This is a genomic window from Kribbella pratensis, from assembly GCF_004365355.1.
Taxonomy (GTDB): Bacteria; Actinomycetota; Actinomycetes; order Propionibacteriales; family Kribbellaceae; genus Kribbella.
The window spans coordinates 701987-726828 of record NZ_SODP01000001.1; the positions used below are offsets into that span (position 1 = coordinate 701987).

A 24842-nucleotide genomic window follows, 5' to 3' on the forward strand; every position below is an offset into this window, starting at 1 on the left:
TGCACTTAAGGTCAGTGCAATGTCACACGGTACTGAAGTGAACGTCGAGCTGACCGGTGGGCTGCTGGCGAGCTGGCAGCGGCGGAACCGGGAGGCGACGATTCCGCATGTCATCGGGGAACTGCGGAAGGCCGGGAACCTCGAGAACCTCCGCCGGCTCGCCGATCCGTCGGTCGGGCCGTACCGCGGGCGCTACCCGTTCCTGGACACGGATCTGTACAAGACGCTCGAAGGGCTCGCGTACGAGGTGGGCCGCGACGACGCGCCGGCCGGGGCGCGGGAGTTCTTCGACGAGGTCGTCGTCCTGCTCGACCAGGCGCAGGCCGAGGACGGTTACCTGAACTCGTACTTCCAGGACCCGGACCAGCCCAAGCAGCCGTGGTCGGATCTCGGGTGGGGGCACGAGCTCTACAACCTCGGCCACCTCATCCAGGCCGCCGTCGCCGCGAACCGCCGGCTCGACGACGACCGGCTGCTGACGATCGCGCGCACGTTCGCCGACCTCGTGGTGCGCAAGTACGGCGAGCACGGTGAGGAAGTGATCGACGGTCACCCCGAGGTCGAGATGGCGCTCGTCGAGCTGTATCGAGAAACCGGCAATGCGGACTATCTGACCCAGGCCCGACTATTCGTCGACCGGCGCGGGCAGGGGAAGCTCAAGCACACGATCTTCCCGGGCGAGTACTTCCAGGATCACGTTCCGTTCCGCGAGTTGCCATCCGTCATCGGGCACGCCGTACGGATGGCCTATCTGGCCGCCGGCGCGACGGATGTGTACCTGGAGACCGGCGATCAGACGCTGCTGGCCGCGCTCGAGCGTCTGTGGGACGACATGGTCGCGACCAAGCTCTACCTCACCGGCGGCCTCGGCAGCCGGCATTCCGACGAGGCGATCGGCGACCGGTACGAACTACCGTCCGAGCGTGCGTACGCCGAGACGTGCGCCGCGATCGCGACGATGCAATGGGCCTGGCGGATGTTCGTCGCCACCGGCAAGGCGCCATACCTCGATGTCTACGAGACCGTGCTCTACAACGCTTACGCTGTTGGGCTTTCGGCGGATGGTACGGCGTTCTTCTACGACAACCCGCTGCAGCGCCGGTCGGATCATGAGCAGCGGTCCGGTGCCGAAGACGGTGGTGAACTGCTGCGGCGCGCGTGGTTCGGATGCCCGTGCTGCCCACCGAACATCGTCCGCTGGATGTCCGAACTCCAGGACCAGATCGCAATCACCCGCGACGACATCCTGTACGTCGGGGTGTACGCCGACTCGCACATCACCGCTGGTGACCTGGCCATCAGCGTCTCCACCAACTACCCGTGGGACGGCGAGATCACCCTCACGGTCGAGAACGCACCGGCCGAGGAACGCACGATCGCACTCCGGCTCCCGGCCTGGGCGACCGAGGCGACCCTCGCCCTGCCCGGGGCTGCAGGCGAAGCGCCGGCGCTGGGGGACGACGGCTGGGTTGTCGTCCGCCGCACTTTCGTTGCCGGCGACGTCGTGCGGCTGACGTTGCCGATGGCACCGAGAGCCCATGGATCGCACCCCTACCTGGACGCGACCCGTGACGCGATCGCGGTGGCGCGCGGGCCGCTGGTTTATTGCGTCGAGCAACAAGATGTGGGTGCGCCGGTCGACGACCTGATACTGACGCCGAGCGCCGTCCGCACGGCGATCGCGCGGCAGCGCGACGACCATCTCGTGCTCGAGCTGACCGCCGGCGTTGCACCCGAGCCGCCGGCCGAGCTCTATCCCGTGATCACCGAGGCAACCCAGCAATCCGCCGTCCACGAAGTGCCGGCGACGTTCATCCCGTACTTCCTGTGGGGAAACCGTGAGGCCCTGGCCATGCGTGTGTGGCTTCGAACCGAAAGAGAAGGCTGATGAAGAGAACTTCAATGCTTGTGGGGCTGGTGGCTACCGCCGCGCTCACCCTCAGCGCGTGCGGTGGCGGCACGTCCGGGACCAGCGGCCAGTCGGCCGGTCCGGATGCCAAGGCGGGACAGGGCGGCACCTTGCAGGTGCTCGCGAACGCGGCCTTCTCACACCTCGACCCGGCCCGCGGCTTCGACGGCGGCGTCAACAACTTCTACCGGCTGATCTACCGGACGCTCACCACCCAGGGCGCCGCACCGGGTGCCGAAGGCACCAAGATCGTCCCGGATCTCGCCACCGACACCGGCAAGCCCAGCGACGGCGGCAAGACCTGGACGTTCACGCTGAAGGACGGAGTGTTCTTCGAGACCGGTGCGCCGATCACCAGCGCCGACGTGAAGTGGGGTGTCGAGCGCGCCTGGGATCCCGAGATCGGCATCGGCTCGCCGTACGCGAAGCAGTTGATCGAGGCGCCCGCGTCGTACCAGGGCCCGTTCAAATCGGGTGACCTGGCAACGATCGCGACGCCGGACGCGAAGACGATCGTGTTCCACCTGAAGAAGGCGTTCGCGGACTTCGGCAGCGTGGTCGCGCAGAACACGTTCACGCCGGTGCCGAAGGGCCAGGGCGCGGGCAATCAGCTGGACAGCAAGCCGATCTCGTCCGGTCCGTACAAGCTCGCCGACTACAAGCCGGGAGCGTCGCTCAAGCTGGTCCGCAACGACAAGTGGGACAAGAAGACCGACGACGTCCGTACGGCGAACCCCGACGCGTTCCAGTGGACGTTCGGCCTCGACCCCGCCACGATCGACGAGCGGATGCTCGCGGGCCAGGGCACGGACGCCGACGCGATCGCCGGGACCGTCCAGGCCGCGACCGTGGCCCGGATGCAGACGCCGCAGCTCAAGCAGCGGACGATGACCGGCATCAACGGCTGTACGACGTACATGGGGCTGAACACCACGAAGAAGCCGCTGGACAACGTGAAGGTGCGGCAGGCGATCAACCTCGCGGTGAACAAGCAGACTGTGCGTGACGCGGACGGCGGATCGGCGCTCGCCGAGATCGGGAACACGATCCAGCCGCCGACGATCACCGGCCGGGTGGACTACGACCCGTACCCGAGCCCGGACAACAAGGGCGACATCGAAGGCGCGCGCAAACTGCTGACCGAGGCCGGCCTCGCGAACGGCTTCACGATGACGCTCGACACCCGGGCGCAACCGAAGATGCAGGCGATGGCGGTCGCGATCCAGCAGGCGCTCGAGCCGCTGAAAGTCACCGTGAAGATCAACACGATCGACACCGCGACGTACTACGAGGTGATCGGTACGACGTCGCAGCAGCACGACGCGGCGATCACCGGCTGGTGTCCGGACTGGCCGTCCGGCGCGACCTTCCTGCCGCCGCTGTTCGACGGCCGCAACATCACCCCGAAGGGCAACACGAACCTGTCCCAGCTGAACGACCCGGGCGTGAACGCCAAGATCGACGAGATCGCAAAGCTGACCGACGTCAACGCGGCCAACGCGGCGTACGGCGAGCTGGACAAGCAGATCATGGCGCTCGCGCCGGTCGTGCCGCTGCTGTACGAGAAGGTGCTGATGCTTGTCGGTAGCAACATCGGCGGCGCCTACCTGCACGACGGCTTCTCCGGCGGGATCGACCTGGTCTCGGTCGGGCTCAAGGACGCGGGGAAGTGACGACCACCGCCGGGGGGACAGGCGCAGCTCTGCTCGAGGTACCGGAGGTAGGACCGTCGGCACCCGCCGGCGGTCCGCCGACCTCGGGCCGGCGGATCCCCACCACGATCACCGGGGACAAGGGCGCGCTGGCGTGCCTGGTGTTCCTGGCGATCGTGGTGCTGATGGCGGTCGCCGCTCCGCTGATCACCAAGCTCAGCGGGTGGGGGCCGTACCAGTTCGACTCGGCCGCGATCAACTCCGACCTGGGCGGCGTACCGCACGGCTCGCTGGGCGGGATCAGCGGCTCGCACTGGTTCGGCGTCGAACCGCAGAACGGCCGCGACCTGTTCGCCCGGATCGTGTACGGCGCGCGCGTGTCGATCACGATCTCGTTGTCGGCGACGCTGCTGACCGGGATCCTCGGCGTCGTGCTCGGCATGCTGGCCGGGTTCTACCGCGGTTGGGTCGACCAGGTGATCTCGCGTCTGATGGACTTCCTGATGGCGTTCCCCGCGCTGATCTTCATGATCGCGATCCTGTCGTCGCTGCCTTCGGGCAACCGGCCGGTGCTGCTGGTCGTGGTGATCAGCGTGTTCGGCTGGCCGTACCTGGCCCGGGTGATCCGCGGGCAGACGATGACGCTGGCCAACCGTGAGTTCGTCGAGGCGGCGCGGGCCTCCGGAGCCAAGGACACCCAGGTGGTGTTCCGGGAGATCCTGCCGAACCTGCGCGGCTCGATCGTGGTGATGACGACGCTGGCGATCCCCGGCTTCATCGGCACCGAGGCCGGGCTGTCGTTCCTCGGCGTCGGCGTCTCGCCGCCGACCGCGTCGTGGGGCCAGATGATCGCGAGCTCGGTCAGTTGGTACTCCGTCGACCCGATGTTCTTCGCGATCCCGGGCGCGTTCCTGTTCCTCACCGTGCTCTCGCTGACCGTCCTCGGCGACAAGATCCGCACGCTGATCGACCAGGGGGAGGCAGCATGACCCGGTATGTCTTGGGCCGGCTCGGTAGCGTCGTACTGATCCTGCTGGCCGTGTGTCTGTTTACGTACCTGATCTTCTTCAAGCTGTCACCGGATCCCGCGGTGATGATCTGCGGCAAGACGTGTACGCCGGACCGGATCAACTCGATCCGCGACGTGCTCGGGCTGAACCAGCCGATCCTGACCCAGTTCTGGGAGTTCCTGCGCGGCATCTTCGCGGGCCGTCAGTACGGCTCGGTGCACTGCCCGGCGCCGTGTCTCGGCTACAGCTTCCAGACCAACGAGTCGGTGTGGAGCATGATCACCGCGCGGCTGCCCGTCAGCATCACGGTCGCGGTCGGCGCCGCCGTACTGTGGCTGCTCGCCGGTGTCATCGGCGGTCTCGTCAGCGCCGTGAAACAAGGAACCTGGTGGGACCGTACTGCGATGGCACTCGCACTCGGCGGCGTGAGTGTGCCGAACTACGTGCTCGCGCTGCTGCTGCAGTACGTGCTCGTGGTGAAGCTGCAGGTGCTGCCGTTCCCGTCGGCGGTGCCGTTCGCGGACAACCCGGTGCTGTGGTTCGAGTCGTACCTGATGACATGGGTCGTGCTGGCGGTCGGCTACGCCTGTCTGTACGCACGGTTGACCCGGAGCAACGTCATCGACACCTTGTCGGAGAACTACTTCCGTACTGCGCGCGCCAAGGGACTGAGCGGATCGCTGATCATGCGCCGCCATGCACTGCGGCCGGCGCTGACACCGATCACGACGATCTTCGGGATGGACTTCGCCGGACTGCTCGGCGGCGCGTTGATCACCGAGACCGTGTTCGGGCTGAACGGGATCGGCAAGATGGCCGCCGACTCGATCGCCAAGAACGACCAGCCGGTGATCATGGCGGTGACCCTGCTCGCCGCGTTCTTCGTTGTCATCGGCAACGTGGTGGTGGACCTGCTGTACACGGCGCTGGATCCGCGGGTGCGGGTGGTGTCGTCATGAGCGATCTCTTTGTTGTCGACAGTCTGACGGTCACCCTTCCGACAAGTCGTGGGCCGGTCGACGTGGTGAAAGACGTGTCGTTCACCGTCGGCCGCGACGACACCGTCGGGATCGTCGGCGAGTCCGGGTCGGGCAAGTCGATGACCGCGCTCGCCGTCCTCGGTCTGCTGCCGCGCGGTGCGCAGACGTCCGGGAGTGTTCGGCTGGAGGGCACCGAGTTGCTCGGCAAGTCGGAACGGGAGCTCAGAGCCGTGCGTGGCAACGCGATCTCGATGGTCTTCCAGGATCCGCTGTCGTCGCTGAATCCCTACTACACCGTGGGTCTGCAGATCTCGGAGATGTACCAGACCCATCGCGGTGGATCGCGCCGGGCGGCGAAGCACGTGGCGATCGAGGCCCTCGAGCGGGTCGGAATTCCTGATCCCGGCCGGCGGGTCGATCACTATCCGCACCAGTTCTCCGGTGGCCAACGGCAACGAGTCATGATCGCGATGGCGTTGTGCTGCTCGCCGTCGTTGCTGATCGCCGACGAGCCGACGACCGCACTCGACGTGACGGTACAGGCGCAGATCCTCGAGTTGCTGGCCGAACTCCAGTCGACGACCGGGACCGGGATGATCTTCATCACCCACGACCTGGCGGTGATCAGCTCGATCGCGCAGCGGGTGCTGGTGATGCGCGAGGGCGATCCGGTCGAGTACGGGTCGGCCGAGCAGGTGTTCTCGGATCCCCGCCACGAGTACACGCGGATGCTGCTGGACGCCGTACCCAGGATCGATGACGAGGTATCAGCATGACGTTGCTGCAGGTTCGCGGCGTGACGAAGCAGTTCGTCACCCGGAGCGAAGGCGCGATGGCGAAGAGGTCCACGTTCACCGCGGTCGACGACGTGAGCTTCGAGGTCGAGCTCGGTGAGACGCTCGCGATCGTGGGGGAGTCGGGCAGCGGGAAGTCGACGACCGCGCGGATCGCGGCCCGGTTGCTGGAGCCGACGAGCGGGTCGGTCGTGTTCGACGGGCAGGACGTGACCCGGGCCGGAGGCAAGGAGCTGGCGACGTTCCGGAACAACGTGCAGGTGGTGTTCCAGGACCCGTTCTCGTCGCTCAACCCGCGCTACACGGTCGAGCGGATCATTACCGCGCCGCTCACGTATCAAGGGATCGCGCCGGCCGGTGGGCGACGGGCGTTCACGCAGGAGTTGATGGAACGCGTCGGGCTCAACCCGGACCACTACCGGCGTTACCCGGCGCAGTTCTCCGGCGGGCAGGCGCAGCGGATCGGGATCGCTCGCGCGCTCGCGGTGAACCCGAAGCTGGTGATCTGCGACGAGGCGGTGTCGGCGCTCGACGTGTCGATCCAGGCGCAGGTGCTGGAACTGCTGATGCGGCTGCAGCGGGAGAGCGGGTTCAGCTACATCTTCATCGCGCACGACCTCGCGGTCGTGCGGCAGATCTCCCAGCGTGTGGCTGTGATGAACAGAGGCAGAATCGTGGAGGTCGGGTCGCGGGACCAGGTGTTCGGCGATCCACAGGACGAGTACACGAAGACGCTGCTGGCCGCCGTACCGCGGATCAACCCCGAGTGGGATGCCAGACGCAGGCAGAAAGAGGCTTCATGATCAGCTACACGATTCCAGGTATGCACGTCCGCGAGCACATCGTCGACGTTCCGCTCGACTGGTCGGAACCGGGCGAGACGATCAGGGTCTTCGCCCGCGAACTCGTCGACCCGACCCGCAAGAACGACGACCTGCCGTGTCTGCTGTTCCTCCAGGGCGGTCCGGGCGGCAGGGGCCCGCGGCCGGTCGGCGTGACCGGGTGGATCGGGCAGGCTCTGAAGAACTATCGGGTCGTCCTGATGGACCAGCGGGGCACAGGCCGGAGTACGCCGGTCACGCGCCGGCGGATCGCGACGATGTCGGCCGAGGAAGGCGCCGACTATCTCGCGTGCTTCCGGGCGGACTCGATCATCGCCGACGCCGAGCACCTGCGGACGACGGTCTTCGGCGACAAGCCGTGGTCGACGCTCGGTCAGAGCTACGGCGGATTCCTCACGCTCACCTATCTCTCCAAGGCGCCCGAGGGTCTGACAGCGTGTTACGTCACTGGCGGGCTCGCCTCGATCGATCCGTCGGCGGCCGAGGTGTACCGGCGTACCTATCCGCGGGTCGAGGCCAAGAACCGCGAGTTCTACAAGCGCTACCCGCACAACGTCGAGCGGGTCGGTGCGATCGCGGACCGGCTGGCGGCGGACGACGTACGGCTGCCGGATGGCGATCGGCTGACGGTACGCCGGTTCCAGTCGCTCGGGATCGCGTTCGGGATGAAGCCTGGATACGAGCGGATCCACTGGCTGATCGACGAGGCGTTCGACGAGGACGAGCTCTCGGACACCTTCCTCGGGCAGGCTCTCGACCTGTCGTCGTACCTCGAGGAGCCGTTGTTCGCCGCGCTGCAGGAGAGCATCTACGGATCCGGTGAGGGCGCGACCGGCTGGGCGGCCGAGGCGGAGCGGGCGCGGCGCCCGGAGTTCGCCGAGGACGCGCGGCCGCTGCTGTTCACCGGCGAGATGATGTATCCCTGGATGTTCTCCGAGATCCGCGGGCTGCGGCCGTTCCAGGGCGCGGTCGAGCTGATGGCGCAGCGGCCGCAGTGGCCCGAGCTGTACGACCTCGACCGGCTCGCGGCGAACGACGTACCGGTCGCTGCGGCCGTGTACTTCGACGACATGTACGTCGACTCCGGGCTGCAGCTCGACACCGCGGGGCGGGTCGGAAATCTGCAGGCCTGGGTGACGAACGAGTACGAGCACGACGGCCTCGGGTCGGACCGCGTGTTCGAGCGGCTCGCCGACTTGGTCGCGTCGATCGGGGGTGGCATCCCAGCGCGGTGAGGCGCGGTGTTTCACAATAGGCGGCGACCCTGGGAGGTGAGCGATGACTGCCGATTCGACCGAGCCGATGCCGAGCGTACGGCGGCTCGCACAGCGCGAGAACCTGCGTGACAGCGTTGCCAACGCACTGCGGGCGGCGGTGATCTCCGGTGAGCTGAAGCCGGGGGAGGTGTACTCCGCGCCGACGCTCGGGGCGCGGTTCGGGGTCTCCGCGACGCCGGTGCGCGAGGCGATGCTGGACCTGGTCCGCGAGGGTCTGGTGATCTCCCTGCGGAACAAGGGTTTCCGGGTCACCGAGGTGTCCGACGAGGACCTCGACAACGTGGCCGCGGTCCGGCAGCTGATCGAGCCGCCGACGATCCGGGACGTCGTACCGGCGATTCCGGCCGCGGACTACCCGCGGTTGCGCCGGCTCGCCGAGGACATCGTGGTCGCGGCGCAGGCGGGCGACCTGATCGCGTACATCGAGGCGGATCGGGTCTTCCATGTCACGCTGCTCGCGTACTCCGGCAACCAGAAGCTCGTCGACGTCGTATCAGACCTGCGCTCCCAGACCCGTCTGCTCGGTCTCACGCCATTGGTCGAGAGCGGCCGGCTGCTCCCGTCGGCCACCGAGCACCACGAGCTGATGGACCTGGTCGAGGCCGGCGACGGCGAGGGCGCCGAACAGCTGATGCGTCGGCACATCGGCCATGTCCGCGGATTGTGGGCCCGCTCTCAGAGCAGCTGACGAAGGAGTGAGTCGGCAACGAACGTCTCGAACTCTTCCGGAGTCCACCCGGACTCGTCGACCAGTTCCTGATACACCCCGGGCGCCGCGAGCGCGCGGTAGATGGCCTGCGCCTGCTTGAGCGGAATCCTCAGCCGGCCCTCCAGCGACGCGATCATCGCGTCCATCACTTGGTTGCGTCCGGCAAGCTTCGACCGCAGCAAGGCCTTTGTTTCGGGGCTTTCGTCGGTCGCGGCCTCGAAGATCAGGACGACGTCGAAGCCGGCCGAGTACAAGGTGGTGAGCCAGCCGGCCGCGCCGCGGAGTCGCTCGGCCGGGTCCTCGATCGCGAACACCTGATCTGCCCGCTCGATCGCGCCGGCCTCGCTCAGCCACTGGTCGCAGATCAGCGACAGGATCTCCCGCTTGGTGCCGAAGGCCGAGTAGACGGTCCGGGTCGCGACGCCGGCCTCCTTGGCGATCGCGTCGATGCTGGTGGCGCCGTACCCCTGCGCGGCGAAGAGCGCACGGGCCGCACGGGCGATCCGCAGACGGGTCTCTTCGGCCTGCACCTGGCGATAGGACTTGACAGCCTCGGGCATGTCAGCACACTATCACTGTGTTCAGTGCAGTGATACTGCATCGAGTGCACTGCTAGTGAAGTCACTTCGAGGGGGAGTCATGGAAGGACCACGTGAGGTGCTGGAGCGGATCCTGCACGAGGGGTTCGCGACCGGGAACGACGCGATCGTCGACGAGGTGTGCGCGCCGGACCTGATCGAGCATCAGTTCGGCCTGGCCGGGAGGGGTGACCAGGCACGCGAACAGGTGAAGGCCGCGATCCGGCAGGTGCACGAGCTGATGCCGGACATCGAGTACACGCTGGAGGAGTCGGTCGTCGTCGACGACGTCGTGTGGGCCCGCGGCCGGGCGCGGGGGACCGCGACCGGCTCGTTCTTCGGGCCGCCGAGCAATGCCCCGATCGAGATCGGGCTGTTCGAGGTGGCCCGCGTCGTCAACGGCCGGATCGTCGAACACTGGGGTTGCCCGGACCGCTTCGCCCTGCTCGCGCAGACCGGGGGGCTGGCCCGGCTTCAGGCGGTTACGACGACTTGAGCGCCTGCTTCGCGGTGGAGGCGGCGTCGGCGCCGTACGCGCTGGTGAGGCGGTCGAGGAAGACGTCGTGGTCGAGCATGTACTCCTGCGTCCCGACCGTTTCGAGGACGGTGGTGGCGAGCGTGCAGCCGAGGTGGGCGGCTGCTTCGTGATCGAGACCGGAGGCGCGGCCGGTGAGGTAGCCGGCGCGGAACGCGTCGCCGCCGCCGGTCGGGTCGACCAGGCCCGGAGCGGGCACGGCCGGGACCTTCGCCAGTACGCCGGTCGCGTCCTCGATCACCACGCCGTCGCCGCCGCGCGTGGTGACGCGGACGCCGACCCGCTCGAGGATCTCGTTGTGGCTCCAGCCGGTCTTCTGCACCATCAGGCCGGCCTCGTACTCGTTGCTGAACAGGTACGCCGCTCCGTCGATCAGCCGCCGGATGTCCGTACCGTCCATCCGCGCCAGCTGCTGTGACGGGTCCGCGGCGACGGCGATCCCGTGCTGCTTGGCCAGCTCGGTGTGCTTGAGCATGGCGTCCGGGTCGTCGGCGCCGATCAGCACCAGGTCGACGCCGCCGGTGGCCTGATGGATCGCGCCCAGGTCGAGCTCGCGCGCCTCGGCCATCGCGCCGGTGTAGAACGAGGCGATCTGGTTCGCGTCCTGGTCCGTCGTACACGTGAACCGCGCGGTGTGTACGTTCTCGCAGACGCGGACATGCGACACGTCCACGCCGGCCGCCGTCAGCGCCGCGCCGTACTCGGCGAAGTCGGCGCCGACCGACCCGACCAGCAGCGACCCGAACCCGAGCTGGGCCATGCCGTAGCAGATGTTCGCGCCGACACCGCCGCGGTGCACCACCAGCTCGTCGACCAGGAACGACAAGGAGACCTTGTGCATCTGCTCCTCGAGGAACTGGTCCTTGAACCGGCCCGGGAACGTCATCAGGATGTCGGTCGCGATCGAACCGGCGACGGCGATGCGCATGCTTGAGGCTCCCTCAGGTGGGGTGGGTGTGCGGCGTGCAGACAGCCAATAGAGACTACAGGCGACCGAACAAATACACGGAGGGCGGGAATTCATGGGCCATCAGGTACCGGTGACCGAGGAACTGCACGACTACATGGTCGCCCACGGTATGCCGCTGGACGAGATCGCGACCGAGCTGCGCGCCGAGACCGAGAAGCTCGGCAACCCGGCGGGGATGCTGACCACCGCGGACCAGGCCGGCCTGCTGACCATGTTGACCCGGCTGATCGGCGCCCGCCGGGCGGTCGAGATCGGCACCTTCACCGGGTTCTCCGCGCTGGCGATCTCGCGTGGGCTGCCGGACGACGGCGAGCTGATCTGCCTGGACGTCAGCGACGAGTGGACCTCGATCGGCCGCAAGTACTGGGAGCGGGCGGGCGTCGCGGACAAGATCGACCTGCGGATCGGTGACGCGCACGACTCCGCGGCGAAGCTCGACGGCGAGTTCGACCTGGCGTTCGTCGACGCCGACAAGGACTGGTACATCAAGTACTTCGAGACCGTTCTGCCGCTGATCCGCCCGAACGGGCTGATGCTGTTCGACAACACGCTGGCCGGCGGACGGGTGATCGAGGCGGACGGCCCGGCCGACCGCAAGGAGTTCAACGCGCACATCGCGCAGGACGATCGCGTCGACGTGGTCATGCTCGGCATCGGCGACGGGCTGACTCTGGTCCGCAAGAAGTGAGCAAGTCGGGGAGCAGGCCGGCGAACAAGTCAGGGAGCAAGCCGGTGCCGCGGCTGGCCGTGCAGGGTCTGCAGCACAAGTACGGCGACCGGCCGGTGATCGAGGGGCTGACCTTCTCGCTGGCCGCGGGGCAGGCGATCGCGCTGGTCGGGCCGAACGGCGCCGGCAAGACGACCGTACTCAAGTGCATCGTCGGGTCGGCCGAGCCGGCCGCCGGGAAGATCCTGCTCGACGGCGTGCCGATCGACGAGCGGGTCGAGGTCGTACGTCGTGATGTCGCTACGCTGCTCGACGACCTGGACTTCTTCCCGGACCTGACCGCGGCTGAGCATCTCGACCTGCTCGCCCGCGCGCACGGCAACGCCTCGCCGGAAGATCTCGTCGACACCACGCTCGACGACATCGGCCTGCTGCCGGCCGCCGACCAGCTCCCCGGCTCGCTGTCGTCGGGCCAGCGCCGTCGCCTCGCACTGGCGACGGCACTGGTCCGACCGCGCAAGCTGATGGTGCTCGACGAGCCGGAGGCGCGGCTGGACACCGACGGCGTGCAGTGGCTGTCGAACCGGCTGCTCGAGGAGAAGAAGTCCGGCACCTCGATCCTGTTCGCGAGCCACGATCCCGCGCTGGTCGAGACGGTCGCCGACTCCGTCGTCACCCTGACTCCGCTGCCATGACCGACGGGCCTGTTGTCTTCGATCCCAGCGATTTCGGGGCGATCCCGACGTCGAGGTCGTTACGGCAGTGGATGCGCACGACCCGGCGGCGGCACGCGGATCGGTCGTTCTGGCAGATCTTCGAGGACGTGTACCTGGTCCTGTTCACGCTGGCGATGTTCGGCGCGACGGCCGGCAACGTCGTACGGCACCTGAACTCGAACGCGGCCCGCTGTACGTCGTACACCTGCGGCCGGCTCTCCGAGTGGATGCCGTGGATCATGGTGCCGTTGCTGCTGGCAATCACCGTGCGCATGCTGCTCGCCGTCGGACCGGTGTCGGCGTCGAGGGCCAGCGGGTTCTGGTTGCTCGCCACGCCGGTCAACCGAGCGGCGCTGCTGCGCCCGGCGTACCGGCTGGTGACCGCGACCGTCGCAGTCGCCGGGCTCGTGGCCGCGGCAATCATCTGGGCCCTGATCGGGTCGAGCTTCGGCGTCGTGCTCGAGGCGGCGGTCCTGATCAGCGCGCTCCTGGTGTGTGCGGCCATTGCCACGGTCTGGGCCCAACAGTCGACCCGGCGCTCCCGGTGGACTCTGCGGGTGGCCGACCTGCTGTTGATCGCCGCCCTCGTGCCCGCCGCGATCCTGGCCTTCCAGCACGAACCGACGCGAAATGTGCAGACGGCGAACGTCGTCCTGACGTTTGCGGAGATGGAGCAGGTGTCCGCCTTCGATCCAGGTGGGCTGCATCTGCTGGTGGTCTGCCTGGTCGTCGTCGTGCTCTGCCTCGGCCTGACGACGATCACCTCGCGCACACTCGACAGGCTCGGGCGGTCGAGTGTGATCGCGGGCGGTGAGTTGCTCGCGGGGCTTGCCGGCGCGGCGAGCAGTCTGGACATCAGCATGCTCGGCGACGTGATCGCCGGGCGGCACTGGCGGTTGAAGGGCCGGGTGCGCTCGCGACGCGGCATGGGTTCGCGTGGTGGCGCGATCGTGCAGCGCGAGTTCTGGCGGATCCTGCGCTGGCCGCGGCGGCTCGTGATCGCGGGCGCACTGCTCGTCGTCCCGTACGCCGTCGCGGGCGCGGGGTTCGACGTACTTGTTCCGATCGCGGCCGCGTTCGCGGGGTTCATCGCCGTACGGCCGATGCTCGACGGATTGCGGACGGTCTGCCGTTCGACCGGCTTGGTCCGGGCGATGGGGATGGATCTGCGCGAGCTGCGCGTCGTGATGGCGGTGGTTCCGGGGCTGTTCGCAGTGCTCTGGGCGGGGCTCGCTTTCCCCGCGATCGGCAGTCTCTCGGCCACGTTCGCGGTCGCGGGCGGCGTGATCTCCGGCGCGGTGCGGCAGGCGTCCGCGCGGCCCCCGACGTACTCCGGTCCGCTCGTCGCCTCGCCGATGGGGGCGATCCCACCCGGGCTGTTCTCCCAGCCGGCTCGCGGGTTCGACCTGTTGCTCCTGTGCCTGGCGCCGGTCCTGCTCAACCTGCCTCCGCTGTGGGTCGTGGCCATCCCGGCCTTCGTCCTCACCGTGATGTTCTCGGTCCGCCCGAAAACTGACTGATCCTCGACTTGGCCTATCTTGGCGTGGACAGGTACCTTGTCTCGCATGGTAGCCGAGAAGGTCTTCACGCAGCTGCGCCGCGGGACGCTGGAGTTCTGCGTCCTGGCGCTGTTGCAGGGAGAACCTCGTTACGGTTTCGAGTTGGTCAAGGCGCTGGGTGAAGTCGACGGACTGGTCACGACCGAGGGCACGATCTACCCATTGCTGGCCCGGCTGCGCCGTGAAGGCCTGGTCGAGACGAGCTGGCAGGAGTCCGGATCAGGCCCGCCGCGGCGGTACTACACCTCGACACCCGAGGGCAGCCAGGCGCTGGCCGCGTTCACCGCGGACTGGCAACGGTTCTGCACCTCGGTCGACAAGATCTTGCAGAGTGGGAGACGGGGATGAACATGGAACTGGACAGCGACCGCCTGGTCGATGCGTACCTGAACGAGTTGGCCACCGAGGCCGCCGCGCTGCCGGCGGGCCGGCGCGACGAGTTGCTCGACGACGTGAAGGCCCACATCGCCGAAGCGCGCGCGGCAGGTGCCACATCCGAGGACGAGATCCGCGAGATCCTGCAGCGGCTCGGCCGGCCGAGCGAGATCGTCGCCGCCGCCACCGACGGCCTGGTGGAGGTCGAGGTGCCCCCAAGGCTGCGTCCGTGGGACTTCGTCGCGGTCGGGCTGTTGCTGCTCGCGCCCTACCTGCTGTCGTTCAGTGTGATCGTGGCCGTGGTCGGTTGGGTGATCGGCCTCGGGATGCTCTGGTCGTCGAACCGCTGGACCACGCTGTGGAAGCTGATCGGCACCCTGTCCTGGCCGTTGGGGTACGCCGTGGCACTGGCGCTGGACACCTTCTTCCAGGCCCCGATCGGCATCAGCCTGGCGGCCGACGCGCTGGTCTCGATCGCCCTGACAGCCGCCCTCGTACTGAACGCCCGCCCCCCGCGTCAGACGTCGTAGACCAGCCACCGGAACAGCCAAGCAGGCCCCGCCGACAGTTGTTGGTGGGCCTGCTTGGTTGGGTTTGCTAGGCGGGGTTGTTGCTGCCGTTCGGTGTTGGGTGCTCGTCGACCGTGGGGAACGGGTCCAGGTCGGGGAGGCTTGGGTCGGGGGTGGTGGTGGGGTCGGGGGTGACCGGTTCCGGGGTGGTGGGGGTGCCGTCTGCCTGGAGGTTTTTGGGGGCGGTGGCCCAGACGGCGGCGGCTGCGCGGGCGGCGTCGGCGGCGTCGGTCTGGCGTTCGTAGTTCTTGATGTCGAGTGCGTACGCCTTCACCACCGCGGTGAGGTCGCGGCGCAGTTGCTTGTGCACCCAGAGGGCATAGGCCTGCGAGCGAGCCTCGATGAAGTTCTTGAGTTCCTGCATCTGGGCGGGGGTCATGTCGTCGTCCTCCGAATGGCCGGGGGTGAAGTCGCCGCGGGCGATCGCGGCACGGGCGGGGTCGCCGGGGCAGTCTGTCGGCTCCGGCCGGACCGCGGAGTGCGGCCGGATCGCCGTACCGCGGGGGTAGAGCTTGCGGAAGTCGGCGATCACCGCGCGGGTGGTCGCCTTCATCGCGGCGGACGGCTGCTCGCCGGTCACGAGCACCAGCAGGATCGCGCCGTACCGTTCGTTCACGTCGTTGTCGCCGTTCGCGCCGGACTGCGTACGCAGACCGCGCAGCGTCCAGGCCCGACCGGACTGGTCGACCGCGACCTGGTACGCGATGTCCGACCAGCCGCGGGTGTCCATGTGGTAGTCCTGCCACCCGCGCAACGCGGACGCGACCGCCGCCTGGGTGTGGATGACCTTCGTCGACCCGGTGCCCGGCCAGTGGATCACCGCGCCCTCGACCCGGGACACGGTCAGGTTGCCCGGCCCGTCCTTCGGTGGTCGCGCATTCCACGCAGACCGGGGCAGATAGTTGACCATCGATGCTCCTCACGTGCCTCACAGCGCCACATACCCACCCCTGGCGCTCGGTAATCAACCGATCACACTGGGCGCGCACACGTCAAGCGATGAGCAGCATCCTTTCAGGTCACTGGCGCAACAGGGGGAGGAGCTGGTCGCCGATGCGGATGGTTTCTTCGTGGTACGGCGTGTCGGAGAGGATGAAGTGGGTGATGCCCAGGTCGCGGTACCTGCGCAGGGACTTGGCGACGTCGTCGGGCGAGCCGACCAGCCACGTCGTGCCGGCGCCGCCTCCGCCGTACTTGCCGGGGGCCGTGTAGAGGTTGTCGTCGAGGACCTCGCCGCGTTCGGCCAGGTCGAGGAGGCGTTGCTGCCCGACAGCCTTGAACCAGCGGCGGTCGCGATTGCCCTGCGCTTCGGCCATCTTCGCGACCTTCGCCTCGGCGTCGGCCCACGCCTCCTCGGCGGTGTCCCGAACCAGCGTCGTGATCCGCAGCCCGAACTCCAGCGGCGCATGCTCGCGACCGAGCTCAGCCTCGAGGTCCTGCAGGTGCGCGATCCGCTCCGCGATCCCGTCCAGCGGCTCACCCCAGAACAGCTGTACGTCGGCATCCGTCGCCGCCACCCGCTGCGCCGCGTCCGACGCCCCACCGAAGTACAGCCGCGGATGCAGCCGCCCTTCCCGTACGACGGGACGCGTCGCGACCGTCGACCCGGTCACCGAGAAGTACTCGCCCGTGAACGTGACGTCCTCCTCGGTCCACAACCGCCGTACCAGTTGGAGGAACTCCTTCGTCCGGGCGTAGCGCTGCGGCTGATCGCCCTCGCTGTCGCCGTACGCCGCGAGGTTGTCCTGGCCGGAGACGATGTTGATCAGCAACCTCCCGCCGCTGAGCTGATCGAGCGTGCTCGCCGACGACGCGAAATGCGCCGGATGCCAGTAGCCCGGCCGGATCGCGGCCAGCGGCTGGAAGGTCGTCGTCCGGGCGGCGAGCGCGGTCGCGACCGTGAACGTGTCCGGCCGGCCCCACCCGGTGCCGAGCAGCGCGCCGGACCAGCCGTGGTCCTCGGTGAGCCGGGCGAGCTCGGTCAAGCGCTCGATGCTGTTGTGTCCCTGGACGGTGTCGTCGCCGCGGTGACCGGGGTCGACCTGGTTCGGGATGTACCAGAGGAAAGTCATGCAAATCAGCTTAAGTTCACTCGATTAGTCGACTTAAAGTGTCTTGCTGGTCAAGATGGCGCCGCCGGGCGACTCTGGAGGCATGGATGAGCCACTGACTGCGGAACAACGAGCGGCGCGGGGGAAGGCGGTGCGGAAGGAGGTGCCGCGCGAGTCGCACGCCGAGGTCCGGCTGAGTGCCACGCGGGATCCGGTCGGGCTGCTGCTCACCCAGGCCGAGGGGCGCGTGCCGGAGCTCGTTCCGATCCGGCACGGCCGGATGCTCGTCTCGCCGTTCACGTTCTACCGTGGCGCCGCACTGGTCATGGCGGCCGACCTCGCTCAGACGCCGGCGACCGGGCTGGAGGTGCAGCTGTGCGGAGACGCTCACCTGTCGAACTTCGGTGCGTACGCGTCGCCCGATCGGCGGCTCGTGTTCGACGTGAACGACTTCGACGAGACGCTGCCCGGATCGTTCGAGTGGGATGTGAAGCGGCTCGCGACGAGCTTCGTGGTGGCCGGACAGGACAACGGGTTCGGTCCGAAGAAGTGCCGCGAGATCGTGCTCAACGCCGTACGCACGTATCGCGAGACGGTGCGCGAGTTCGCCGGGCAGCCGATTCTTGCCGTCTGGTATGCACGGCTGGACATCGAGGAGGTGGCGGCGCGGTTCCAGGCGTCGCTCCCGTCGGGTCAGCGGAAGGGCCTGAAGGCGGCGCGCGGGAAGCTCGCGAAGGCATACACCCGCGACAGCATGCAGGCGATCGGCAAGCTCACCACCACCGTCGACGGCCACCGGCGGATCGTCTCGAACCCACCGCTCGTCATCCCGATGGACGACCTGGTCGACCTCGACGGCGCGGTGGTGCTGGCCAGGCTGCAGGAGCTTATTACCGGCTACCGCGACACTCTCCAGCACGACCGCCGCCATCTCCTGGATCATTTCCGGCTGACCGATATCGCGCACAAGGTCGTCGGCGTCGGCAGTGTCGGCACCAGGGCATGGATCATGCTGCTGGAGTCCACGATCGCCGACGAAGCGCTGGTCCTCCAGGCGAAGCAGGCGGGTCCGTCGGTCTTGTCGCCGTACGCCGGATCGTCCGCGCGGATGAGCCAGGGCGAGCGCGTGGTCGTCGGCCAGCGGATGATGCAGGCCAGCAGCGACATCTTCCTCGGCTGGCTGCGCGCCGATACCGCCGACGGCGAGCAGGACTACTACGTCCGCCAGCTCCGCGACTGGAAGCTGTCCGCCGACATCGAGAGCCTCACTCCGGACGCCATGATCTTGTACGCCCGGCTCTGCGGCTGGACCCTCGCCAGAGCTCACGCCCGCTCCGGCGACCGCTTCGCTCTCGCCGCCTACCTCGGCAAGTCCGACCGCTTCGACCAGGCCGTCACCGACTTCGCCGACACCTACGCCGCGCAGAACGCCCAGGACCACGAGACCTTCGCCAAGGCCGTCGCCGACGGCCGGGTTGAAGCCCGAACCGGAGTTTGATCAGGTTCTGCTGTAACGCATCGTGACGAGAATGCGATGTAGTGCCCGACAGGGTCGCGCTCTGTGACCCGATCGTAGGGGGGAACACTCGTGGGACAGCAGATCGTCCTGCCGAGCCGAGCGGGTACGCCGGTCGCGCAGGGAATGCAGATGAAGCTGCGGCACCCGGTCGGTGTCTGGCTCGGCCTGCCGTTGATCACGCTCGGGATCTATCACCTGGTCTGGTACTACAAGATCCACAAGGAGCTCGCGCACTTCGACCGCCGGCGCGTGGTTCCGGTGGCCGGCCCGATGCTCGTGCTGCTCTTCCTGAGCTGGACCGTGATCGCGCCGATGATCTCGTACTTCCGCACCGGCAAGCGGATCGCGGAGGGGCAGCGGGCCGCCGGGCTGCCGATCACGTGCAGTGCCGGTCTCGGGCTGTTGCTGATGTTCGTGTTCGGTCTGGGGACGCTGTACTACCAGGTCGAGCTCAACAAGGTGGTCAACTCGTACGGCGACGCTCCTGTGGGTACGCCGATCTCGCCGTACGTCTGACTCATCGCTGCGACTTGTCGAGGTCATGAGCAACACCTGTTGGACTCCCGCGCGGGAGCGTGATCTGGTGACTGGAAACGTTCCCGTTCTAGGTCGGAGGGTGTTATGGCGCAGGCAGCGCAGCGTTCGTTGGGTGCAGGCGGAACGGCGGTCAGTGCGCTGGGCATGGGGTGTTGGGCGATCGGGGGACCGCATGCCCGGCAGGGGAGTCCGGTCGGTTGGGGGGTCATCGACGACGGCGAGTCGAAGCGCGCGTTGCGGCGCGCGTACGAACTGGGGGTGACGTTCTTCGACACCGCCGACGTGTACGGATGCGGGCACAGCGAGAAGCTGATCGCGGACGCGCTCGGCGACGTCCGCGACGACATCGTGATCGCCTCCAAGGCCGGCTACACGTACGTCGAGGAGACCCGCGAGGCACCTGGTGAGAACGGCGACCCGGAGTACATCCGCTGGGCCTGCGACGAGTCGCTCCGGCGGCTGAACACGGACCGGATCGACCTGTACCAGTTCCACCTCGGCGGGTACGACCTCGCCAAGGCGGACGACGTCCTCGCGGTCTTCGAGGAACTGGTTGCCGCGGGCAAGGTCCGTGCGATCGGGTGGAGCACGGACGATCCGGAGCGGGCCGCGCTGTTCGCGAAAAGCCCGCACTGCAAGGCGATCCAGCAGCACTTCAACGTGTTCGGCGGGAACGCCGACGTCCTCGCGCTGTGCGAGGACAAGGGTCTCGCGAGCATCGTCCGCGGTCCGCTGGGGATGGGTCTGCTGACCGGGAAGTTCGACCAGGACAGCAGCTTGCCCGAGGACGACGTACGGCACGGCTGGAACTTCCGCACCGGAGACCAGGCGGAGTCGTTGCGCCGTCTCGACGCGATCCGCGACGTGCTCACGTCCGGCGGGCGGACGCTCGCGCAGGGGGCGCTCGGCTGGCTGTGGGCGCGCAGTGAGGCGTTCGTGCCGATCCCCGGCTTCAAGACGGTCGCGCAGGTCGAGGAGAACGCCGGCGCCCTGCAGCACGGTCCGCTGGCCCCGGCGCAACTGGATGAGATTGCCGCGATCCTGGGCCATTGACATCGTTGTCTGCTCCGACGACGATATCTCCTCGGAAGCTCGGTGAAACGTTTCCACGCCGCTCGAGGAGATCCGCCCATGGTCTTGCACCGTCGTACCTTCCGTCTGCTCGTGGCCGGGGCGGTGACACTGGCGATCGCGCTGGTGTCACCGCCGGCCGGAGCCACTACGCCGCCCACCGACGGCCCGACCGCCACCGCGCGGGCCCGGGTCGCGGCCGACGAACTGATGAGCTCCTACGAGCCGGACAAAGCCTGGTTCCCCTCCAGCTGGTGGAACTCCGCGGTCGCGTTGCAGACCATCGGCGACTACATGCAACGCACCGGCGACCGCCGCTACCTCGGTCAGCTGGACAACACGTTCGAGAAGGACAAGGGCGTGTTCCCGGCCGGGTACCTGTCCGGCGACCCGCTGCTCGGCAACTTCACCAGCCGCGCGATCGACGACTCGGAGTGGTGGGGTCTGACCTGGGTCCAGGCGTACGACCTGACCAAGAACCCCAAGTACCTCGACATGGCGGTCAAGATCGCGGAGTACGTCGAGGGGTACTGGGACCCGAGCTCGTGCGGCGGCGGAGTCTGGTGGAACGGCGAACGCACGTACAAGAACGCCGTCACCAACGGCCTCTGGATCCGCCTCACCGCGGAGCTGCACAACCGCATGCCGCACGACAAGCGCTGGCTCGGCCGCGCGCAGGAGGGCTGGAACTGGTTCACCGCCAGCGGCATGATCAACTCCGCCGGTCTGGTCAACGACGGTCTGAGGGACGACTGCACGAGCAACGGCGACACGGTCTGGAGCTACAACCAGGGCCTCGCGATCGGTGCCGGCCTCGAGCTCTACCGAGCCACCAACGACGCGAAGATCCTCCCGACCGTACGGCGGTTGGCCGACGCCGCGATCGCTCCGGGCGGACTCGTCACCGACGGCGTGCTGACGGAGTACTGCGATGCGCCGGGCCGCACCTGTGACGACAATGGCAAGCAGTTCAAGGGCATCTTCATGCGCTACTGGATGGATCTCGCCGACACCACGCACGACCCGCGCTATACGGACTTCGTCGCGCAGCAAGCCGCCACGGTCTGGGGCAACGACCGCGACGCGTCCGACCGGCTGGGGGAGCGGTGGTCCGGCGCCGAGCCGAACGTCTTCGACTGGCGTACACAGGCCAGTGCGCTGAGCGCCCTGATCGCCGCCGTACCCACCGTGCCGCCGGCGCGATCGTTGTCGGCGACAACCGATCCGGCGTTGCCCGTGGTGATGCCCGCGACCGGCAGCGCGACGCACGTGAAGGTCCAGGTCGACGTGCAGGCAACCGGTCTGGCCCCACTCCAGGTCGTCGTGCGACCGGCCGCCCCTTCCGGGTGGACGGTGACCCCCGCGAAGACGACGGTCACGCTGCGCCCGCACGGCAATGCTTCGCCGGTGCACGCGTCGGTTCCTCTCGACGTCACGATCCCCGCCGGTACTGCGGACGGCCTCCACTCGGTCACCGCGACGGCGACGTCCGGGTCGCTGTCGTTCAGCACGCGGTCGGACATCCTGGTCGCTCACAACGTCGACTTCGACACCGGTACGGCGGCGGAGACCCCGTGGCTGTTCGACGCGGACGGTTCGCAGAGCAACGGCGTACAGAACCGGTTCGCCGACGGGCATTCGTACTTCGTCTACCGGTTCCCGTTCCCGGCCGACACCACCAGCGCGTCCGCGACGTTGACGATCGACAACGAGTTCGTCGTCCAGGTCAGCGGCGACGGGCAGACCTGGACCACGGTCGCCACCGAGACCAACCAGGAGCACGACGGGAACAACAAGGCAGCCCGCACGTTCGACCTCACGCCGTACCTCGGCCCGGCCGCCGGATCGAGCAGGGCCGGGTACGTGCGAGTGTCGGACTCCTTCCCCGACGACGGCTGGGGCGGCCGCGTCTACCACGTGACCGCGACGTACAACTAGGCAGCGGCGCGGTCGGCGATCGGCCGGCGGCGCAGCGAGGCGTCGAGGATCGCCGGGGTGTCGTAGTCCATGTCGAGCCGGCCGACATCGGTGCCCGGCGGGACGATCTTGTCGATCTGGTCGAGGATGGCGTCATCCAGGGTGACGTCCATCCCGGCCAGGGCGTCGTCGAGGTGCTCCATGGTCCGCGGGCCGATGATCGCCGACGTGACGCCCGGGTGCGCGATGGCGAAGGCCATGGCCAGGTGGGTCAGCTTGAGCCCGGCCGCGTCGGCGACCGGGATCAGCTGCTCCACGACCTCGAGCCGCCGCTCGTCGGTCATGTGCTTGAAGATCGCTGTACGCCGGAGGTCGGCCGGCGCCCGTCCGGTCAGCTGCCCCTGAGCGAGCGGGCTCCAGACCAAGGCGCCCATCCCGTACTTCTGCACCATCGGCAGCACCTCGCGCTCGATCCCACGATTGAGGATCGAGTACGGCGGCTGCTCGGTCCGGAACCGCTCCAGGCCACGACGCTCGGCGACCCACTGCGCCTCGACGATCTCGCTCGCGGGGGTTGCCGACGAACCGACCGCGCGGACCTTCCCGCTCCGGATCAGGTCGGTCAGCGCGGACAGGGTCTCCTCGATATCGGTGTCCGGATCGGGCCGGTGCATCTGGAACACGTCGATGTAATCGGTCTGCAGGCGACGCAGCGAGTTCTCGACCGCGGTGATGATCCAGCGCCGCGAGTTGCCCCGCTGGTTGGGGTCGTCGCCCATCGGCAGGTGCGATTTGGTGGCCAGCACGACGTGCTCGCGACGGCCCTTGAGTGCCGCGCCGACGATCTCCTCGGACTCGCCGTGCGAGTAGAAGTCCGCCGTGTCGACGAAGTTGATCCCGGCGTCGAGTGCCTTGTCGATCATCCGGAGCGACTCGTCGCGGTCGTTGTTGCCGACGGCACCGAACATCATCGCGCCGAGGGCGTACGGGCTGACCTTGATACCGGTCCGGCCCAGCGTGCGGTAGTGCATGGGTTCCTCCTTGGGTTCCCCTTTACCCTCTGCCGGCCGGGGGCGGGGGAGAAGGCCCACTTCATCCACGGACAGGTTGTCCCTGGATAGGGCTTGGGGGGTCGCGGATGATGGACCGTGTGATCGATCGTGACGGCCTGGCCGACTTCCTCCGCCGGCGCCGGGAGGTGCTGCGCCCGGCCGACGTGGGACTGCCCGACGGTGCACGCCGCCGTACGCCGGGCCTGCGCCGCGAGGAGGTCGCTCAACTCGCCGGCATGTCCACGGACTACTACTCGCGGCTGGAGCAGTCCCGCGGCGCGAACCCGTCCGAGCCGATCATCGCCGGCCTCGCCCGCGCGCTGCGCTGCGACCTGAACGAACGCGACCACATGTACCACCTGGCCGGCCTCACGCCACCGCTACGCCGAGCCGGTCGCCACATCCCGCCCAGCCTGATGGCCCTGGTCAGCCGCCTCACCGACATTCCGGTGGTGATCTGCACGGACCTCGACGAGGTCCTCTGGCAGAACGCGCTCGCCGATGTCGTCATCGGTCCCAGCGCCGGGCGAAACCTGACCTGGCTCTGGTTCACCGACACGGCGATCCGGCAGATCTTCCCCGCGGAGGACTGGGACGCTCACTCCGCCTTCCACGTCGCCGACCTCCGTGCGACCTACTCCCGCCGGATGGGCGACCGCGACGTCACCGAGCTGGTCGATGCCCTCATCGCCCACAGCGAGGAGTTCCGCACGCTGTGGTCCCGCCACGACGTCGCCGTCCACCTGCCCCGCAAACGCTTCGTGCACACCGAGGTCGGAAACCTGGACCTGACCTGCGAAACCTTGCTCACCCCAGCCGCCGACCTTCGCGTGCGCGCCTTCCTCCCCGTCGAGGGCACCGACGCCCGCGAGAAGCTGGATCTCCTCCGCGTGATCGGCACGCAGAGCTTCGCCTAGCGGGGCCGGAGACCGTCCAGGAGCAGGTCGAGCAGGCGCTCGGCTTGCTCGCGCTGCTCTTCGGGAGCCGCGGTGATCGCAGCCCCGGCCATCGCCGCAACGACGTCATCGGCCGGTACGCCGGAGCGCAGCGTGCCCGCGGCCGCGCCCGCCTCGAGGAAATGGGCGATGGCCCCGGCGAGCCGGGACCGGGTGTCCGACTGCGTGACCGCGCCCGAGGCCACGATGGCACGCAGGCTGACGCCCATCGCACGCTTGGAGTCGACGAAGTCGAGGTAGCGGTGCATCCAGGCCAGCAAGGCCTCGTCGGCGGGTTCGGCGGTCGCCAGCTCGGGCGCGGCGTCGCAGAGCCGACCGAGCTCCTGGTGGTAGACCGCCGTGAGGAGCGCCTCCCGGGTCGGGAAGTGCCGGTACAGCGTGGCCACGCCGACCCTCGCCCGCGCCGCCACCCGGTCGAGCGAGAGGTGGACAGGTTCGCCCGCGCGGGCGGCCACGGCGAGTTCGGCCAGCTCGTCCGCGGTCGCCGCGACCACCTGCTCACGCTTCCGCGTCGCGTCAGCCCGCATAAGTGGAGAAACCTCCAGTTAGTGTTACGGTAATTGGAGAAACCTCCACTTACTCTACCTGGGGACACCG

At 68.3% G+C, this 24842-nt stretch carries 25 protein-coding genes; 19 read left to right on the forward strand and 6 right to left on the reverse strand.

Features of this window, described 5'->3' with window-relative positions; genetic code table 11:
- Positions 1 to 19: 19 nt before the first annotated feature.
- The 8 genes from EV653_RS03300 to EV653_RS03335 are packed head-to-tail and all read left to right on the forward strand — an operon-like array spanning position 20 to position 9152.
- The gene (locus EV653_RS03300) at positions 20 to 1888 is read left to right on the forward strand and encodes a glycoside hydrolase family 127 protein (protein WP_134097817.1); all 1869 of its coding nucleotides are present in this window, start codon (positions 20 to 22) and stop codon (positions 1886 to 1888) included.
- Entirely contained in the window at positions 1888 to 3582 is a 1695-nt protein-coding gene (locus EV653_RS03305; protein ID WP_238159531.1) for an ABC transporter substrate-binding protein, read from the forward strand. The genes EV653_RS03300 and EV653_RS03305 overlap by 1 nt, the downstream gene beginning before the upstream one ends.
- Positions 3579 to 4550: an ABC transporter permease gene (locus EV653_RS03310; RefSeq protein ID WP_238159532.1), complete on the forward strand. Its 972-nt coding sequence runs from the start codon at positions 3579 to 3581 to the stop codon at positions 4548 to 4550. Before EV653_RS03305 ends, EV653_RS03310 begins: the two co-directional genes overlap by 4 nt.
- Positions 4547 to 5530, forward strand: coding sequence for an ABC transporter permease (locus EV653_RS03315; protein ID WP_134097819.1), 984 nt, complete (start codon positions 4547 to 4549; stop codon positions 5528 to 5530). The genes EV653_RS03310 and EV653_RS03315 overlap by 4 nt, the downstream gene beginning before the upstream one ends.
- Complete coding sequence (locus EV653_RS03320) at positions 5527 to 6327, forward strand: ABC transporter ATP-binding protein (protein ID WP_134097821.1); 801 nt, start codon at positions 5527 to 5529, stop codon at positions 6325 to 6327. Before EV653_RS03315 ends, EV653_RS03320 begins: the two co-directional genes overlap by 4 nt.
- The gene (locus tag EV653_RS03325; protein ID WP_134097823.1) at positions 6324 to 7148 is read left to right on the forward strand and encodes an ABC transporter ATP-binding protein; all 825 of its coding nucleotides are present in this window, start codon (positions 6324 to 6326) and stop codon (positions 7146 to 7148) included. Before EV653_RS03320 ends, EV653_RS03325 begins: the two co-directional genes overlap by 4 nt.
- Positions 7145 to 8422 (forward strand): alpha/beta fold hydrolase, encoded by a 1278-nt coding sequence (locus EV653_RS03330; RefSeq protein WP_134097825.1) that lies wholly within the window; start codon positions 7145 to 7147, stop codon positions 8420 to 8422. Before EV653_RS03325 ends, EV653_RS03330 begins: the two co-directional genes overlap by 4 nt.
- A 43-nt stretch (positions 8423 to 8465) precedes the next feature.
- Positions 8466 to 9152 carry a GntR family transcriptional regulator gene (locus EV653_RS03335; protein ID WP_134097827.1) on the forward strand — a complete coding sequence of 229 codons (687 nt, stop codon included), beginning with the start codon at positions 8466 to 8468 and terminating at the stop codon, positions 9150 to 9152.
- On the opposite strand, the gene EV653_RS03340 is transcribed toward EV653_RS03335, so the two are convergent.
- On the reverse strand, positions 9140 to 9733 hold the full coding sequence (locus EV653_RS03340; RefSeq protein ID WP_134097829.1) for a TetR/AcrR family transcriptional regulator: 594 nt from the start codon (positions 9731 to 9733) through the stop codon (positions 9140 to 9142). The two genes, EV653_RS03335 and EV653_RS03340, sit on opposite strands and share 13 nt — an antisense overlap.
- Positions 9734 to 9812: 79 nt before the next feature.
- On the opposite strand from EV653_RS03340, the gene EV653_RS03345 reads away from it, so the two are divergent.
- Positions 9813 to 10247 (forward strand): ester cyclase, encoded by a 435-nt coding sequence (locus EV653_RS03345; protein WP_134097831.1) that lies wholly within the window; start codon positions 9813 to 9815, stop codon positions 10245 to 10247.
- Here the strand turns inward: EV653_RS03345 and EV653_RS03350 are convergent.
- Entirely contained in the window at positions 10234 to 11214 is a 981-nt protein-coding gene (locus EV653_RS03350) for a carbohydrate kinase family protein (protein WP_134097833.1), read from the reverse strand. The genes EV653_RS03345 and EV653_RS03350 overlap by 14 nt on opposite strands.
- 94 nt (positions 11215 to 11308) lie before the next feature.
- Here EV653_RS03350 and EV653_RS03355 point away from each other — a divergent pair, with 94 nt between their 5' ends.
- Genes EV653_RS03355 through EV653_RS03375 form a run of 5 tightly spaced genes read left to right on the forward strand, consistent with a single transcriptional unit; the run spans position 11309 to position 15103 of the window.
- Positions 11309 to 11944 carry an O-methyltransferase gene (locus tag EV653_RS03355; RefSeq protein WP_134097835.1) on the forward strand — a complete coding sequence of 212 codons (636 nt, stop codon included), beginning with the start codon at positions 11309 to 11311 and terminating at the stop codon, positions 11942 to 11944.
- 44 nt (positions 11945 to 11988) lie between these two features.
- Positions 11989 to 12618 (forward strand): ABC transporter ATP-binding protein, encoded by a 630-nt coding sequence (locus EV653_RS03360; protein WP_134097837.1) that lies wholly within the window; start codon positions 11989 to 11991, stop codon positions 12616 to 12618.
- Entirely contained in the window at positions 12615 to 14159 is a 1545-nt protein-coding gene (locus EV653_RS03365; RefSeq protein WP_134097839.1) for a DUF6297 family protein, read from the forward strand. The genes EV653_RS03360 and EV653_RS03365 overlap by 4 nt, the downstream gene beginning before the upstream one ends.
- Positions 14160 to 14204: 45 nt before the next feature.
- On the forward strand, positions 14205 to 14546 hold the full coding sequence (locus EV653_RS03370) for a PadR family transcriptional regulator (RefSeq protein ID WP_134097841.1): 342 nt from the start codon (positions 14205 to 14207) through the stop codon (positions 14544 to 14546).
- Complete coding sequence (locus EV653_RS03375; protein WP_134097843.1) at positions 14543 to 15103, forward strand: HAAS signaling domain-containing protein; 561 nt, start codon at positions 14543 to 14545, stop codon at positions 15101 to 15103. The genes EV653_RS03370 and EV653_RS03375 overlap by 4 nt, the downstream gene beginning before the upstream one ends.
- 67 nt (positions 15104 to 15170) lie before the next feature.
- Here EV653_RS03375 and EV653_RS42575 read toward each other — a convergent pair whose 3' ends face one another.
- Positions 15171 to 16052, reverse strand: a complete 882-nt coding sequence (locus EV653_RS42575; protein ID WP_134097845.1) for a peptidoglycan recognition protein family protein — start codon at positions 16050 to 16052, stop codon at positions 15171 to 15173.
- Between the two features lie 109 nt (positions 16053 to 16161).
- Positions 16162 to 17214: an LLM class flavin-dependent oxidoreductase gene (locus EV653_RS03385; protein ID WP_134097847.1), complete on the reverse strand. Its 1053-nt coding sequence runs from the start codon at positions 17212 to 17214 to the stop codon at positions 16162 to 16164.
- A gap of 82 nt (positions 17215 to 17296) precedes the next feature.
- Here EV653_RS03385 and EV653_RS03390 point away from each other — a divergent pair, with 82 nt between their 5' ends.
- The 4 genes from EV653_RS03390 to EV653_RS03405 all read left to right on the forward strand — a co-directional run bounded on the left by EV653_RS03390 (position 17297) and on the right by EV653_RS03405 (position 22258).
- Positions 17297 to 18691, forward strand: a complete 1395-nt coding sequence (locus EV653_RS03390) for a DUF2252 domain-containing protein (RefSeq protein ID WP_202871466.1) — start codon at positions 17297 to 17299, stop codon at positions 18689 to 18691.
- Between the two features lie 90 nt (positions 18692 to 18781).
- Positions 18782 to 19228: a DUF4234 domain-containing protein gene (locus tag EV653_RS03395; protein ID WP_238159533.1), complete on the forward strand. Its 447-nt coding sequence runs from the start codon at positions 18782 to 18784 to the stop codon at positions 19226 to 19228.
- A gap of 105 nt (positions 19229 to 19333) precedes the next feature.
- Positions 19334 to 20302: an aldo/keto reductase gene (locus EV653_RS03400; protein WP_134097849.1), complete on the forward strand. Its 969-nt coding sequence runs from the start codon at positions 19334 to 19336 to the stop codon at positions 20300 to 20302.
- Between the two features lie 78 nt (positions 20303 to 20380).
- Positions 20381 to 22258 (forward strand): glycoside hydrolase family 76 protein, encoded by a 1878-nt coding sequence (locus EV653_RS03405; protein WP_134097851.1) that lies wholly within the window; start codon positions 20381 to 20383, stop codon positions 22256 to 22258.
- Here EV653_RS03405 and EV653_RS03410 read toward each other — a convergent pair.
- Entirely contained in the window at positions 22255 to 23268 is a 1014-nt protein-coding gene (locus EV653_RS03410; protein ID WP_134097853.1) for an aldo/keto reductase, read from the reverse strand. The genes EV653_RS03405 and EV653_RS03410 overlap by 4 nt on opposite strands.
- Before the next feature lie 110 nt (positions 23269 to 23378).
- On the opposite strand from EV653_RS03410, the gene EV653_RS03415 reads away from it, so the two are divergent.
- On the forward strand, positions 23379 to 24206 hold the full coding sequence (locus tag EV653_RS03415; protein WP_238159786.1) for a helix-turn-helix transcriptional regulator: 828 nt from the start codon (positions 23379 to 23381) through the stop codon (positions 24204 to 24206).
- Here EV653_RS03415 and EV653_RS03420 read toward each other — a convergent pair.
- Positions 24203 to 24772, reverse strand: a complete 570-nt coding sequence (locus EV653_RS03420; RefSeq protein WP_134097855.1) for a TetR/AcrR family transcriptional regulator — start codon at positions 24770 to 24772, stop codon at positions 24203 to 24205. The genes EV653_RS03415 and EV653_RS03420 overlap by 4 nt on opposite strands.
- Positions 24773 to 24842: the final 70 nt, after the last annotated feature.

Excerpts from the sequence above, each read along its gene's own strand:
- EV653_RS03300 (WP_134097817.1), top strand. The coding sequence starts at position 20 with ATGTCACACGGTACTGAAGTGAACGTCGAGCTGACCGGTGGGCTGCTG.
- EV653_RS03305 (WP_238159531.1), top strand. The coding sequence starts at position 1,888 with ATGAAGAGAACTTCAATGCTTGTGGGGCTGGTGGCTACCGCCGCGCTC.
- EV653_RS03315 (WP_134097819.1), top strand. The coding sequence starts at position 4,547 with ATGACCCGGTATGTCTTGGGCCGGCTCGGTAGCGTCGTACTGATCCTG.
- EV653_RS03320 (WP_134097821.1), top strand. The coding sequence starts at position 5,527 with ATGAGCGATCTCTTTGTTGTCGACAGTCTGACGGTCACCCTTCCGACA.
- EV653_RS03325 (WP_134097823.1), top strand. The coding sequence starts at position 6,324 with ATGACGTTGCTGCAGGTTCGCGGCGTGACGAAGCAGTTCGTCACCCGG.
- EV653_RS03330 (WP_134097825.1), top strand. The coding sequence starts at position 7,145 with ATGATCAGCTACACGATTCCAGGTATGCACGTCCGCGAGCACATCGTC.
- EV653_RS03335 (WP_134097827.1), top strand. The coding sequence starts at position 8,466 with ATGACTGCCGATTCGACCGAGCCGATGCCGAGCGTACGGCGGCTCGCA.
- EV653_RS03340 (WP_134097829.1), bottom strand. The coding sequence starts at position 9,733 with ATGCCCGAGGCTGTCAAGTCCTATCGCCAGGTGCAGGCCGAAGAGACC.
- EV653_RS03345 (WP_134097831.1), top strand. The coding sequence starts at position 9,813 with ATGGAAGGACCACGTGAGGTGCTGGAGCGGATCCTGCACGAGGGGTTC.
- EV653_RS03350 (WP_134097833.1), bottom strand. The coding sequence starts at position 11,214 with ATGCGCATCGCCGTCGCCGGTTCGATCGCGACCGACATCCTGATGACG.
- EV653_RS03355 (WP_134097835.1), top strand. The coding sequence starts at position 11,309 with ATGGGCCATCAGGTACCGGTGACCGAGGAACTGCACGACTACATGGTC.
- EV653_RS03365 (WP_134097839.1), top strand. The coding sequence starts at position 12,615 with ATGACCGACGGGCCTGTTGTCTTCGATCCCAGCGATTTCGGGGCGATC.
- EV653_RS03370 (WP_134097841.1), top strand. The coding sequence starts at position 14,205 with ATGGTAGCCGAGAAGGTCTTCACGCAGCTGCGCCGCGGGACGCTGGAG.
- EV653_RS03375 (WP_134097843.1), top strand. The coding sequence starts at position 14,543 with ATGAACATGGAACTGGACAGCGACCGCCTGGTCGATGCGTACCTGAAC.
- EV653_RS42575 (WP_134097845.1), bottom strand. The coding sequence starts at position 16,052 with ATGGTCAACTATCTGCCCCGGTCTGCGTGGAATGCGCGACCACCGAAG.
- EV653_RS03385 (WP_134097847.1), bottom strand. The coding sequence starts at position 17,214 with ATGACTTTCCTCTGGTACATCCCGAACCAGGTCGACCCCGGTCACCGC.
- EV653_RS03390 (WP_202871466.1), top strand. The coding sequence starts at position 17,297 with ATGGATGAGCCACTGACTGCGGAACAACGAGCGGCGCGGGGGAAGGCG.
- EV653_RS03400 (WP_134097849.1), top strand. The coding sequence starts at position 19,334 with ATGGCGCAGGCAGCGCAGCGTTCGTTGGGTGCAGGCGGAACGGCGGTC.
- EV653_RS03405 (WP_134097851.1), top strand. The coding sequence starts at position 20,381 with ATGGTCTTGCACCGTCGTACCTTCCGTCTGCTCGTGGCCGGGGCGGTG.
- EV653_RS03410 (WP_134097853.1), bottom strand. The coding sequence starts at position 23,268 with ATGCACTACCGCACGCTGGGCCGGACCGGTATCAAGGTCAGCCCGTAC.
- EV653_RS03415 (WP_238159786.1), top strand. The coding sequence starts at position 23,379 with ATGGACCGTGTGATCGATCGTGACGGCCTGGCCGACTTCCTCCGCCGG.
- EV653_RS03420 (WP_134097855.1), bottom strand. The coding sequence starts at position 24,772 with ATGCGGGCTGACGCGACGCGGAAGCGTGAGCAGGTGGTCGCGGCGACC.